This is a genomic window from Xanthocytophaga flava (genome assembly GCF_030068545.1).
Classification (GTDB): Bacteria; Bacteroidota; Bacteroidia; order Cytophagales; family 172606-1; genus Xanthocytophaga; species Xanthocytophaga flava.
In genome coordinates this window covers 95,230-109,453 of sequence record NZ_JASJOR010000031.1, presented here as the reverse complement: position 1 = coordinate 109,453, position 14,224 = coordinate 95,230, and the positions used below count along the sequence as shown (strand labels likewise).

Annotated in this window: 9 protein-coding genes; 2 read left to right on the top strand and 7 right to left on the bottom strand. The window is 39.2% G+C overall.

The genetic code is table 11. From position 1 onward, the window contains the following. Positions 1–186 precede the first annotated feature (186 nt). Positions 187–402: a hypothetical protein gene (locus tag QNI15_RS31415; protein ID WP_313994905.1), complete on the bottom strand. Its 216-nt coding sequence runs from the start codon at positions 400–402 to the stop codon at positions 187–189. A 458-nt stretch (positions 403–860) separates the two neighbouring features. Between QNI15_RS31415 and QNI15_RS31410 the strand changes: the two genes are divergently transcribed. Then, positions 861–1,940 (top strand): NAD(P)-dependent alcohol dehydrogenase, encoded by a 1,080-nt coding sequence (locus tag QNI15_RS31410; RefSeq protein WP_314035672.1) that lies wholly within the window; start codon positions 861–863, stop codon positions 1,938–1,940. A 137-nt stretch (positions 1,941–2,077) separates the two neighbouring features. On the opposite strand, the gene QNI15_RS31405 is transcribed toward QNI15_RS31410, so the two are convergent. The 6 genes from QNI15_RS31405 to QNI15_RS31380 form a co-directional block, all read right to left on the bottom strand. Beyond that, positions 2,078–2,809 (bottom strand): DUF92 domain-containing protein, encoded by a 732-nt coding sequence (locus tag QNI15_RS31405; protein ID WP_314035670.1) that lies wholly within the window; start codon positions 2,807–2,809, stop codon positions 2,078–2,080. A 7-nt stretch (positions 2,810–2,816) separates the two neighbouring features. Continuing rightward, entirely contained in the window at positions 2,817–3,839 is a 1,023-nt protein-coding gene (locus tag QNI15_RS31400) for a synaptic vesicle VAT-1 family membrane protein (protein WP_314035668.1), read from the bottom strand. A gap of 173 nt (positions 3,840–4,012) precedes the next feature. Beyond that, positions 4,013–7,717, bottom strand: a complete 3,705-nt coding sequence (purL, locus tag QNI15_RS31395) for a phosphoribosylformylglycinamidine synthase (RefSeq protein ID WP_314035666.1) — start codon at positions 7,715–7,717, stop codon at positions 4,013–4,015. An 827-nt stretch (positions 7,718–8,544) separates the two neighbouring features. Then, on the bottom strand, positions 8,545–10,086 hold the full coding sequence (locus QNI15_RS31390; protein WP_314035664.1) for a T9SS type A sorting domain-containing protein: 1,542 nt from the start codon (positions 10,084–10,086) through the stop codon (positions 8,545–8,547). Between the two features lie 88 nt (positions 10,087–10,174). Then, positions 10,175–10,834, bottom strand: a complete 660-nt coding sequence (locus QNI15_RS31385; protein WP_313994887.1) for an SMI1/KNR4 family protein — start codon at positions 10,832–10,834, stop codon at positions 10,175–10,177. A gap of 172 nt (positions 10,835–11,006) precedes the next feature. Next, positions 11,007–11,630 carry a hypothetical protein gene (locus QNI15_RS31380; RefSeq protein ID WP_314035662.1) on the bottom strand — a complete coding sequence of 208 codons (624 nt, stop codon included), beginning with the start codon at positions 11,628–11,630 and terminating at the stop codon, positions 11,007–11,009. 360 nt (positions 11,631–11,990) lie between these two features. Here QNI15_RS31380 and QNI15_RS31375 point away from each other — a divergent pair, with 360 nt between their 5' ends. After that, positions 11,991–14,096 carry an HRDC domain-containing protein gene (locus QNI15_RS31375; RefSeq protein WP_314035660.1) on the top strand — a complete coding sequence of 702 codons (2,106 nt, stop codon included), beginning with the start codon at positions 11,991–11,993 and terminating at the stop codon, positions 14,094–14,096. Positions 14,097–14,224 lie beyond the last annotated feature (128 nt).

Genomic DNA, 14,224 nt, shown 5'->3' with positions numbered 1-14,224 from the left:
CGGCAAAAAGAAGAGTTGTCTTACAACTCAGAGAACTTATAACCACTATCATGATCACACTGGCGGGTGGAGATCCCAACAAAGTCTTTAAAACGTAAGGGGTCGGAATTTCTTCCGACCACCACTGGGTGTTGCTCAACCCCTTTTTATTATCTACCAATTTACTTATTGAAACGAAGAAATAAATCACACAATCTCCCATTTACCATCAGCATCTTTTGCATAAGACAGCCCATTACTCATAACATGAATTTCGCGCCCGTCCTGATCAGTACTATTTTTCGATTCATATACCCGTATACCATTGTTATTTCGTGTCAGATATACGATCAATGCCGGTAATGTTGGAGCTACATCTGATAACCATTGGTCATCACTTTCCCGAATAAATGCCTGACTCATAATTTTTGAAGTTAGTGTTACAGGGAAAATACATAAAAAATCCTGCCTTCTTCTACTTAAGACCTTAGCAAGTTTGCTTCTCTGTAGTTAAAAGGCGACCTAAACCCATCCTGAAGAAATAATTTGACCAATGTGGATGGGATAGATTTCAGCCAGCCTACATATTTTTTCTTTCATCACAAACTTTTACAACTACCTAAGGATTGTCTATAAGAACTGTACGAATACTACTTTTGCAGGCCTTATAAAATTCTTTAAACAACCTGTATGATTTTTGGTTATGATTGTTTGAAATTCATATTTTTTTATTTGAAATTCTTTATCCTTTACACTACCTCATAGAGTAAATTTGCTCCGTTGTTAAGGGTTATAGTGTTAATTACGACAAGCACTAACATAAAAAAAGAGCCTTGTAAAGACTTTGTGTAAAATTATAAGTATTAAAAATTAGTATTCAGATGGAAATCAGTAAAGTTACAAAAAGTGTAAAAGCCTTTGGTACAGAGGCTGCAGATGCACACTTAAAATCGCTTACCATTCAAAGAAGAAATGCTGCGGCATATGATATTGAGATTGAAATTTTGTATTGTGGTGTTTGTCATTCTGATTTACATACTGCCCGCAACGAATGGCATGGTTCTGTGTATCCGGTTGTACCTGGCCATGAAATTGTTGGTAGAGTAACCCGTGTTGGTGATCGTGTTACCAAGTTTAAGGCAGGAGATCTGGCAGCTGTAGGATGTATGGTAGATTCCTGTCGTGAGTGTGAACATTGCAAAGAGGGTCTGGAGCAGTATTGCATTCCTGGATTTACCGGAACCTATAACGATCCCGACAAACATTTGGGAACTCGAACCTATGGTGGCTATTCAGAGAGTATTGTGGTAGATGAGCACTTTGTATTGCGTGTACCTGGAAATCTGGATCTGGCAGCGACTGCTCCCTTATTGTGTGCTGGTATAACTACCTATTCACCACTGAAACACTGGAATGTAGGACCTGGCAAAAGAGTAGGAGTAGTAGGCATTGGCGGCCTTGGGCACATGGCAATTAAACTGGCTAAAGCGATGGGGGCACATGTAGTGGCTTTTACTACCTCTGAGTCAAAGTTCGAAGAGGCCAAACGTCTGGGCGCAGATGAAACCGTGCTTTCCAAAGATCCGGAACAGATGAAAAAATATGCAGGGAGTCTGCATTTTATCATTGATGCCGTCTCTGCACAACATGATATGAATGCATACCTGCGATTGCTTAAAGTAGATGGAACCATTGCCCTGGTTGGTGCTCCCGAACATTCTCTTCCCGTACATGCTTTTAGCGTGATTCCAGGTCGAAAAAGCCTTGCTGGTTCTATGATTGGCGGCATTGCTGAAACTCAGGAAATGCTGGATTTTTGTGCAGAGCATAATATCGTTTCTGATATCGAACTAATTACTATGGATCAAATCAATGAAGCATACGAACGCATGCTGAAGGGTGATGTTCGCTACCGTTTTGTAATTGATATAGCTTCGCTCAAAAATGCTACTGGAGCATAAGTAGGATTAGTAGTTTACTAAATCAGGTAAGGGCTTGTAATAGTCTGAAGATTCCTCTTCAGACTATTTTTTGTTTGTCTTATCTGAAATCAAGTAATATTTTATACAGACGATAGATACTTTACTTTTAATATGGATCATTGAGAAACAATAGAATAGATTAACATAGCGGTTGATGCACCAATCAGCGTATTGAGAAAATTGACTGCATCATTAGACAAGTATTGTTTTCGTTCCATTGTTGCACCTAATACTGAATCTGAGAGGTTTCCAACCGTTCCTGCTATCACAATCCATACAAGATTCCAGGTCCAACCAAATCCCAATCCATAAATACCTGCAATGATGCAACTTCCCAGCATCCCTAGCAAAGTTCCTTCCAGGCTTACAACGCCATCTAACCCCCGATTATCTGGTTTGAAACTAATAACATTGTAAAACCTTTTTCCATAAACATTACCTAGTTCGCTGGACAATGTATCTGAACTGGCAGAAGCGAAACTGGCTGCCAGCATTAGTTGGAATAATTCTGATTGATAAGGAAACAGCCAGTTTAGAAGCCCCAGTATTCCTCCCACACCTGCATTGGCAATAACCTGTGAAGCTTTTCGGCGACCTTTATTTTCCTCTGCCAAACCCATAGAGGCTTTGTATGCCGATCTCCAAGAAGTTGCCAGAGTTCCCATTACAAAAAAACTTGCCATCATAATCAGTCCTGGAAAGCCAGCACCCAGAAAGACAAGAAACCCAAGCAAGCCTCCCGTAATGGCTGCCGGAGTAGTGAGTTTTTGTGCCTTTATGCTCAGGGTTATTCCTGTCAGGAGAATCAGGAGAACAAGTATGTATTGTATTTGAGTGGATAGTTGCATAGAGAGCTTAGCTGACTTCTACAATTATTTTTCCAACAGTTTTTCCTGTCTGAAAGAGTTGTAATGCTTGTGGCAGTTGTTCAAAAGAAAACGTATGACCAATTAAAGGAGGAGGGAGTTTCAATACATTGATTTCTGCCCATAATTCTTGCATTAGTTTGGCCTTCTCATAAATCCAGATCAGATTAAAGGCCATCAGCGATTTATTCTGAGGAATCATTTTTAGGGGAGAAAGTCGTGGACGAAACAAATATCGGCAAACTAGTTTGAAATAATTAGGCCGATTTCCTTGTGTAGTGAACTGTGCTGATCCATAGGCAATCAAACGGCCTTGAGACGCCAGCAATTCATAACTCCAGTAAAAGTATTTACTTCCGGTTGTTTCCAGTACAATATTTAGTTCACGTCCCTGAAGAGCTTTTTGTACATCATTTTTAAATTGAGTGGAACGTATTACAGCACCGTCGTATCCTTCCTTATGCAATAGTTCCAGTTTGGAAGCGTTCCCTACAACACCAATTGTATAGGCCCCCAGACGTTTGGCAATGCGATTTGCCAGAATGCCCACTCCTCCTGCTGCACTATGAATTAAAACAGTTTGTCCGTTTTTTAAAGCTCCCAGTGGCACTAATGCATAATAGGCAGTGAGTACCTGTACCGGAAATGCGGCTCCCTCTGCAAAAGTCCATCCTTCAGGTAAAGGCATGACATAACGGGCGTCTATATTCAGGTGCGTTGTATAAGAGCCAAATCGGGTTACTCCCATGATTTTGTCTCCTACCTTCAGATGGGTAACTTTACTTCCTACCTGTACTACTTCACCTGCATACTCCAATCCCGGTACAAAAGCTCCTTTTGGTGTAGCACTATAAAGACCCTTGATGGCAAAGATATCTGCATAATTGAGTCCAATTGCCTTCACTGCAATGGTTACCTGATCTGAATCAGGCAATGGAAGGGTTTGTTCCTGTATATATAAGTTTTTCAGTGAACCAGCTTTGGGTACAACAAATGCACGGCGAGTAAGCATAGAAATAAGATGTCAGCGAATAGTAGTAATATGCCTTGTCAAAAGTAGTAATCTACATGGAGAATCTACTAACTATTTGCTTCTTATACATAATGTCAGAGGTGGGGATAGATAAAATAACAAAGCCTCCGGAATTGGAGGCTTTGTTATTTTATCTGTTCAACTAAACCGGATTAATAAACTTCCTGTTTAACGTTTTGTGTATTCACAACGTCTATCCATTTTTTTGCATTCACAAATGCTTCCATCCATGGACTTACTTCATCTTTGCGGCCTTTTGGATAATTTGCCCAGTGCCACTGGAACAAAGAACGCTCAATATGTGGCATCATGACCAGATGGCGACCTGTTTCATCACACAACATAGCCGTATTGAAGTCTGAATCGTTCGGGCTCGCTGGATAGTTTTCATAGGCATACTTAGCCACAATCCGGTACTGATCTTCCTGATAGGGTAGCTGGAATCTTCCTTCTCCATGAGATACCCATACACCAAGTGTAGATCCTTCCAATGTTGACAACATGACAGATTTATTTTTCTGTATTGTCAATGAGGTAAAGATACTTTCGTGTTTGCCACTTTTGTTGTGTAGCATTTTAGGTTTCGCTGCATGGTCTTTATTAATTAACCCTAGCTCTATAAACAGCTGACAACCATTACAAACACCTACAGATAAGGTATCCGGACGGTTAAAGAAGTTCTCTAAAGCCATTTTCGCTTTTTCATTATACAGGAATGCTCCTGCCCATCCTTTAGCAGATCCTAAAACGTCAGAGTTAGAAAAACCACCAACAGCACCAATAAACTGAATATCTTCCAGTGTTTCACGACCTGAAATTAGGTCAGTCATGTGTACATCCTTCACGTCAAAACCTGCAAGATAGAGCGCATTGGCAAGTTCACGTTCAGAGTTACTTCCCTTTTCACGAATAATAGCCGCCTTTGGACGAGGAACTGTAGTATCAATCACTGGCTTCTTTCCATCAAATTGAGAAGGAAAAGTATAGTGTAGTGGCTGGTTTTTGTAATTGTCAAACCGTTCTTTTGCTTTTACAGGACCACTCTGTTTTTGGTCAAGCAGATAAGAGGTTTTAAACCACACATCACGCAGGTAATCAATATTCAACTGTACCGTTTGTGCTCCTTCTACTGTGATTACCAGGTTAGGCAGAGAGGTTACCCGACCAATTTTATGATATGAAACATTAGCCGCACTGAGAGTAGCTTCAATACGTTTTTCTTCTCCTTCTGTTGCTTGAAAAACAATACCAATGTTTTCTGAGAAAAGTAATTTAATTAAATCTTTTTCACCCAGACTGCTCAGATCAAGTTCTGCACCCAGATCACGATCAGCAAAGCATAGTTCCAGCAGGGTTGTAATCAAACCACCACTTCCAATATCGTGTCCTGCCTGGATCAGTTCTGCTTTAATCAGCTTCTGAATTGTATCAAAAGCCTTCTTAAATTGAGCTGCGTCTACTACATCAGGTGTTTCATTTCCAATACGGTTCACTATTTGGGCAAATGAAGAACCACCTAATTTATAGGTATCTGCTGAAAGGTTAATGTAGTATATGGCACCTTCGTTTTTCTGTAGTACCGGTTCAACTACCTGTGTAATGTCATCGCAATGACCTACAGCAGAAATAATCACAGTACCTGGAGCAATTACTTCATCATTTTTGTATTTCTGCTTCATAGAAAGTGAGTCTTTCCCGGTAGGAATATTGATTCCCAACTTTATGGCAAACTCTGAACAGGCTTCCACTGCTTTGTACAGGCGGGCATCTTCTCCTTCATTCTTACAGGCCCACATCCAGTTTGCAGATAAGGAAACACCTTTTAATCCACTTTTGATAGGAGCCCACAAAATATTTGACAACGCCTCTGCAATGGCATTACGGCTACCTGCTGCCGGATCAATCAGTGCAGAAAGTGGCGAATGTCCAACGGATGTCGCAATTCCATCTTTACCTTGAAAATCCAGTGCCATTACTCCACAGTTATTCAAAGGTAACTGCAAAGGTCCTGCACATTGTTGTTTAGCTACTCGACCACCTACACAACGGTCAACTTTGTTTGTTAACCAGTCTTTACAAGCTACAGCTTCTAACTGAAGCACTTGTTCAAGGTATTCACTGAATTTACTTTGATCATACGTTACAGGCTGATAGGTCTTTTTCACTGTACGATCTTCCATTACCAGCTTTGGCGAATTGCCAAACATATCTTTCAGTTCAAGATCTATAGGTTTAGCTCCACTTGTTTCTGATTGAAAAGTAAACCGATGATCGCCAGTCACATTTCCTACAACATACATAGGAGAACGTTCTCTATCAGCTATTTTTTGTAGTGTTTCTATATCTTTTTCACTGACAACCAATCCCATCCGTTCCTGCGATTCGTTTCCGATAATTTCTTTTGCAGAAAGGGTAGGATCACCAACAGGTAGCTTATTGAGGTCAATTTTACCTCCGGTTTCTTCTACAAGTTCAGAAAGACAGTTTAAGTGACCGCCTGCACCATGATCGTGAATAGAAATGATAGTATTATTATCGCTTTCTACCATAGCACGTATCGTATTAGCAACTCGTTTCTGCATTTCAGGATTAGAACGCTGAACAGCATTGAGTTCTATTCCACTACCGTGTTCACCTGTATCGGCAGAAGATACTGCTGCACCACCCATACCAATACGATAGTTGTCTCCACCCAGAAGAACAATTTTATCTCCAGGGTTAGGTTTATGTTTTTTAGCCTGATTGGCTTTGCCATAACCAATACCACCGGCCAGCATTATTACTTTGTCATAACCCAGTTTACGGCCATCTTCCTGGTGTTCAAATGTTAAAACCGAACCCGTAATAAGTGGTTGGCCAAACTTATTTCCGAAGTCAGTAGCTCCATTAGATGCCTTAATCAGAATATCCATTGGAGTTTGGTATAGCCAATTTCTTTCTTCCACACCACGTTCCCATGGACGATCCTCTGCCAAACGAGAAAGAGCTGTCATATAAATAGCAGTTCCTGCCAGTGGGAGAGACCCTTGTCCACCAGCAAGTCTGTCACGAATCTCACCTCCTGAACCCGTAGCAGCCCCATTAAACGGTTCTACTGTAGTAGGGAAGTTGTGAGTTTCTGCTTTCAGGGATATTACGGATTCAAAATCAGATGTTGTATAATAATCGGGAACATCCGAACGGCCGGGAGCAAACTGCTCGACAACAGGTCCTTTGATAAAGGCTACATTATCTTTATAGGCAGAAACGATTTCGTTTGGATTTTCCTCAGAGGTTTTACGAATTAATTTAAAAAGAGACACAGGTTTTTCTTCTCCATCTATAATAAATCGTCCATTGAAGATCTTATGACGGCAATGTTCGGAGTTTACCTGAGAAAAACCAAAGACCTCTGAATCGGTGAGAGGTCTTCCAAGTCTGACAGCAAGAGAGTTAAGGTACTCTACCTCGTCCTCACTCAGAGAAAGTCCTTCCTGTTTATTGTAGGCTGCAATATCTGTTATTTCAAGAACAGGTTCCGGTGTTATATTGATCGTATAGATTTGCTGATCAAGCCCACTATACTTTCTGGAAAGCATAGGATCAAAGTCTGCAAAGTCTTCATCTACTTTTTTGAACTCTTCAATTCTGACGATATCTGTCAGTCCCATGTTTTGGGTAATTTCCACTGCATTGGTACTCCAGGGAGTCACCATGGCAGCTCTTGGGCCAACATAAAATCCCTCAAGTGCTTCTTTTTGCTGGAGGCTGGCTCCGCCAAAGAGCCATTCAAGTTTTTGGATATCAGTTGCAGAAAGTTGCCGTTTTACTTGTAAAGTGTAAACGGTCGCAGGTTGACTTAGAAAGAAATAAATCATGGTCTTTTTTCGAAACTGCAAATCTACTGCTAAAATTTTAAAACAGTAGCTAAAGAAGAAATATATTGGTTGTTTTTTGGTAAACCCAAAATAGCAGTAGTAAAGTTCATCAGTTATTTAGAACTGCTAATAAAGTTCTATCTGGGGATTAATTATGAGTTCATACCAAAGACGACTTCTATTTCTACGACATTGTTTAATTGAAGAGAGGGTAAAGTATTATAGTGTATTTAGAGAAATAGTTAGCAGGTAATGACACTCATTTTTGCCTCAATAGTCCACTTTTAGTTATATGTCCACTTTTTTGTCTGACCTTTCAGCCATCTGGTATGACTTTAACTTTCTACTTTGCGGCCTCGTAATTTTAGTTCTCTAAAGCTGTTTACATGAGTTTGCAATTGTAGGTTTTCATTCAGCCTGCAATTGCAAAAATGCGTAACAGACAAAGACTGGTTTTGCCACAAAGTGTGTTGTGGAATAAACGTTGATAATAACAAGGACTCGTAGCATATAAGAGGCCAGTCTTGGCCTCTTATATCTTTCAGATCATTTTGCAACTACCAGAAAAATTCATTGCATATAAGAGGCTAACTTTACGTTTGGATAAAGTAAATGTCTATTTGCACCTTTTATTACTTTCTCTCTAACTTATTTGTGAACAGTTTCGCGACAATATATCAAAAGAATCCTGAGGGATTCGGGAAAGCAAATCCCCAACAGTTTCAAAGCTGGTGAGCTTAGTTCTAAAGCAGTATATTGTTCGCGAAGTACGTACTAACGAGCCTTACCATTGGACAATATGTAGTAATCATAATTAGACAACTCCACTAAAATTTTACCACTTTTTTGATTATATTTTTCTTATCTTTTAGTAAATGAATATCAAAAATATAGAGGCCTTCTGCATAATCCGAAATATCTAGTTCTATCGTTGACAATGTGGAGTCTGTGATGGAAATATCAAGTAAACTCCTACCCAGCAAGTCATAGACACTTACATTGAAGGGTTGTATGCACTGTCCGGTTTCTATCTTTACTTTTCCTGTTGTCGGATTTGGCAGGATTTTAAAGCTTGTCTTTTCACAGTCGTCTTCACCAATGGGAGTGGAAAGAAGATTGTCGAAATAGCTCTCCATGAAATTAGGCAAACCTGACCATATACCATCTTCTTTAAATGAAAAATTTACTATTTGCACATTACAAGCGTAACCTAACGCATTAGGGGAGTTTATTACTATCATTCTTTTTGATGAAATTTCACCGACTACATCTGCAAAAGGAGCGTATAGCCGCCCATCCGGGGCAAGCTGTAAAGCAAAGGTACTTAAAGAGGTTCGGCCTGTTTCTCCAATTGCTTTGTTACCAACAATAATACTATGTCCAGAATTTCGGATCGCCTCTACACTACCCGCTGACAAATCATATTGATAAATTAAATCTTTGGTATTAGGATGCGAATTCGTATTTTCAGCCTTGTTCATTTGTACGTAGAGCTTGGAGTTGTCAGGAGAGAAAGACAGTCCACCTTGCAGGTATAAGTTTCCTAAGGTATGATGATTTGTGAGAACCCCAGTTGTTGCATTGAAATCAAACAAGTCAAAAGGACGTGCGACTGCTTGATTGAACACCGAACAGGCGACCTTAGTGCCGTCTGGAGAGGCTTTAATGCAACCTATTCTCTCATCGTTGCCACTGTTTTCGTTAGCCAAGTGCGGAGAACCGATGTGAGTGATTACCGGGGCTCCGATTCCATTGCTCGTGATTGGATAAGCGTAGAAAGCATCACTGTTCCAAGCGTGTGTCAGTATCCAATAGTCTCTTTTGTTGCTGTGGGGAATAGCCGTTAGCTTGTATGTGACATTGTTCTGCAAAAAGGTAAGGGGTTGTGCGACTCCCCCTTTTCCTTGATTTTGCGTCATGTCAATGCGCATATAGAATAGTTGAACATCATCTCCTTTATTCTCACTTGGATAACAAGCCTGTGGATAATCGGGTGCTAAAGTGGGCACACTAAATATGTAGTACTCTTGTTTGCTATCTGGTACAGGTATAATAATAGCCGATTGGTAGAACCTTGCACCACAATTAACAGGAACGGATGTGTTATTCATGGGTTGATGTTCCTTGTTCCATACCGTCAGTCCGTTCGTGTAAAAAAGGAGACGACCATCTATTTCGTCAGAGATTACAGCACTTCCTTCCGTTGTATCCATAGCACTAGTAAGTAGTATCTGTGGATTTCTTGTGAAAAAGTTTAATCCGGCGTGATGCCCAAAGTACCAATTGTTAGCCTGTTTTTGAGCAAAGATGGAGGCTGTATTTGCTATCAATAGTGCTGCCGTAATGAAAAAAAGCGTCGCATGATACATAATAGAATAAGTGAAAATATGATGAACGACGTATGTAAAGGATGTTTTCTCTCAAAGAATCAGGACTGAGTTTAGAACCAATGCCTCATTAAATTGGGTCGGGCCTGAATATAGCTGTAGCACCCATTGCTTTTAATTGGTTAACTATGTGTTTCAAGTGAGCCAAATATCCTTCTTTGTATTCGATTTCTTCCTGTTTACTTACGACTAATGCCTGTTGAGGTGTTAGGTTCAACTGATCCTTGATGAATTGAATTAACTTCAGTTTATCTTTTCCAATATCTGTGATAATGACCTTTCCTTTAATCCATTCAGATTTGTCTGTTATTTGCAGTTCATTAATAGGTTCCTCAGCTTTTTCCAGATATTCCACATAGACCTCCTTCCAGAATTCATTGGTAAGATCACTATGTTCTTCAAGATATTTTACTGCTTGTTGTGAGTCGGCTTCTATATTCTTGATGATTGTCAGGAAATCAGAAAATTCTGATAATGTTTCTGCTACTTTTACAGGCATCCAGTTACCAGCTCCATGCCATGAGAAATAGACCGGAAATTCCTTGTCACCCTCTGAAAAGTCGACATAAAAAGGGTCATCAAAGTAGTTGGAACAGATTACATACCAGTTCTTGTCAAAATCCCCCTCATTAGGTCCTACCAAACTCTTATGTGTGATAGCATCATACCTGTAGCCTGCCTGAAAACACTCAAACGTATCCGGTTTAGGATAGTTTTGAGGAAGACACATGCTTTCCGCCAGAACTGGCTCTTCTAAAAATCTCTTTACTAAGTTAGGTACAACTATCATCCCTATGGCTGGTTATTTAGAATTGTAATTCATTACTAAGAGTTCTTTTGCATGAGTGGGTGTATCTATATTGTTTTCTTGGTAGTTTCTTCACTGTAGAAAAATAAAATTACTATTCCAGACGTTTTCTTATCAGTTCTATTAACTCTTCTTTGGTAAGGCAAGCATTTAAAAAATCCTCAAGACTACCTTCATTTGTTACTTCTGAAAAGAAAACTTCATGATCTGTTCCAAATAAGGTAGGATTTTCCGGCTCAGGGTCTGACAAGCAGATATAATAGCTATCAGGAAAGCCATAACTATGCAGTAAGGCTATAAAATCGGGTTCTGAAACATTTGTAAGCTTTACAATTTCATTTAGATCTACATCATCTTCCTGAAACCAATCATTCCATTCAGTGAAATCATCCGTACCTTCTCTAAATGGGGTAAATAATTGCGGACTCCAGAACGCCTGCCCATGTCCTTCCTGTGTAATACGATAGTAATGATCAATTATTTTATCATAAAAAGCTTGCTTATTCTGCTCAAAAAGTTCCTTGTTTGCATCGATGAAGCTTCCAATTCCTATAATAGGCTCAGCCTCTTCTGCCTTTTGCCATGGAGTATCTATGGGGCGTTGGTATAGAACAGTGTTAAAAGTAATTGACAAAATATCGTCCTTTAATGAATGACCTTTTATTCTTTCCGTATTCCCTCCCAATTGTTGTACACGGTTTATGATTTCCTGTTTCACTGATTGCTAGCTGATTAACTAAAAAATAACTACTAAAATATACCTTCACTGCTGTATAAAAGCAGTCTAAACAATTTCAATATATTCAAGAATTTCTTATGGAACAATTGCATTCCAAAATGAAATGTTTGTTACAAAGGAATATTGCTTAAATAAAATGAAACTAAAAATTAAATCAGCTTATTTCGCGGTTGGTTAGGTAGTATTCTACCAGGATGGAAGATATACAAGCAGACAATAAGATAAAATACATATAATTAAGAGATTGTCTACATTATTTTAAAGGCCACAAAGGGATATGTTGTGTTGTGACAGCCTATTTAAAATTGTACAAGGCAACTTCTTCGAATATCTACGGCTATGATATTAGATCAGATTCATGAACTTATTCTCAGATTTATTGAAAATACAGACCAACCTATTTTCCTAACTGGTAAGGCTGGTAGTGGCAAAACTACTTTTCTACATCACATCCGGGCAAATGTATCAAAAAGTATGGCAGTTGTCGCACCGACTGCTATTGCAGCTATTAATGCAGGTGGGGTAACATTACATTCTTTCTTTCAAATTCCTTTTGGTCCGTTACTGCCTTCCAATCAGGAAAAAGCCTTTACTACAACTTCAATCAAACAGATTAATCAGGAAAAGGCAAAGTTATTGAAATGTCTGGACTTGCTTATCATTGATGAAATAAGTATGGTCAGAGCGGATATACTGGATTATATACACTCTGTCCTTTGTCAGGTAAGAGGTTCAAATAGACCGTTTGGTGGTGTTCAACTATTAATGATAGGAGATCCCTATCAGTTACCACCTGTTTACCAGAATGACTGGCCGGTACTGTCGTCATTTTATGAAGGTCCCTATTTTTTTAATAGTCGTATTTTTAAACAATCTCCTTTTTTAACCTTTGAGTTAGACAGGGTATATAGACAAAACAATCCGGCCTTTATTGAAGTTCTCAATAGTATCCGAAGCGGGAATGTTTCTACCGATTTACTCGCCGTGTTGAATACTCGGTATTCTGCTACACTCAATGCTGATCAGGTAAAAGACCACGTTACTCTTTCTACACACAATAAACTGGTAAGTGATATTAACCAGATGCGATTGGAAGAATTGGAAGGGGAAGCACATATTTTTAAGGCAGTCATTACAGGAGATTTTCCCAGAGAAGCTTATCCAGCTGAAGAGGAGTTGGTGCTCAAAGAGGGAGCTCATGTTATGTTCATCAAAAATGATACATCTGGAAAAAGGCAATACTATAATGGTCGGTCTGGTCGTATTGCCCGTATTGAGCAGGGACGTATCTGGATAACTTTTCTGGATGATGGTTCAGAATTTATTGTCAATCCGGAAATATGGCACAATGTGAAATATTCACTCTCGGAAACAGAAGGTCAAATTAATGAGTCTAACACTGGTTCATTTACCCAGTTTCCTTTACGACTTTCATGGGCTATTACTATTCATAAAAGTCAGGGGCTAAGCTTTGAAAAGGCAGTCATCGATGTCAATTCCGCCTTTGCTCATGGTCAAACGTATGTGGCACTTAGCCGTTGCCGAAGTTTGGAAGGTCTCATTTTGAAAGATCCTGTTCGGCAGCAGAATATAATCTGTGATCCACTCATTGTCCGTTTTATGAAGAAAGCGCTGGATGCAAAGCCGGATATGGATTTTTTAGATAAAGTTATCTCTGAAACAGACAGGCAACAGTTGATCGACTTATTTGATTTTTCACTTATAAGCCAATCCTTTAAACTGTTTCAAAGTATTTTAATTGAAAATGTTCTCTCCGAGAGTAAAGTAACAAATGCAAATAAAACTCTAAATCAGGAGGTTATACAGGTGGCTAACAAATTTGTCAAACAGGATTTGTCAATTCTACTTGCTGATCCCAGTTATGCTACTATCTGGCAGTCAGAAGTTATTCTGAATCGCCTACGAAAAGCAGCAGCGTATTTCCTGGCAAAAGTTACTATGTTAAGGCAAATAGTTCATGAGATATATGCAGACCAGAGTCTGGACGACCTTTCTTTGGATATATACCCGGTTGTGAATCACTTATTAGTTGCCCTGGATGAAAAGATAACAGCTTTTACTCACTTGCCAGCTGCATCGTCCTTTAAGGATATTTTGGATGCAGTAAAGCAGGTAGTTCTTACCTATCAACCTGTATCACATAACTCTGCACAAAAAACGCAGCCTAAGGAAGTCGAAATTACAAATCCTGTCCTTTATGAACAATTGGTTAGTTGGCGTAAAGAAATAGCATTACAACGAGATGTGCCAGAATATACTATCCTGTCAGATTCAGTTTTACGAGAAATTTCCAAGAAACTACCCCGATCATTAAGTCAGTTATCACAAATAAAAAATTTTGGTCAGCTAAAGGCAACAGACTTTGGAAGCGAGCTGATACGTATGATAGGAAGCTTTCTTGGTGAAAATGAATTATTTTTCTAAAAGTTGTTTTAAAAGGTAGTGGAGAAAAACAAGCTGATAAGAAAAGAAAGTACTCAAAGAAGATAAATATGGATTGTCTAAGAACAAACACACCTTATGGCTGAGTACTCACCAGAACAATTAGAAAC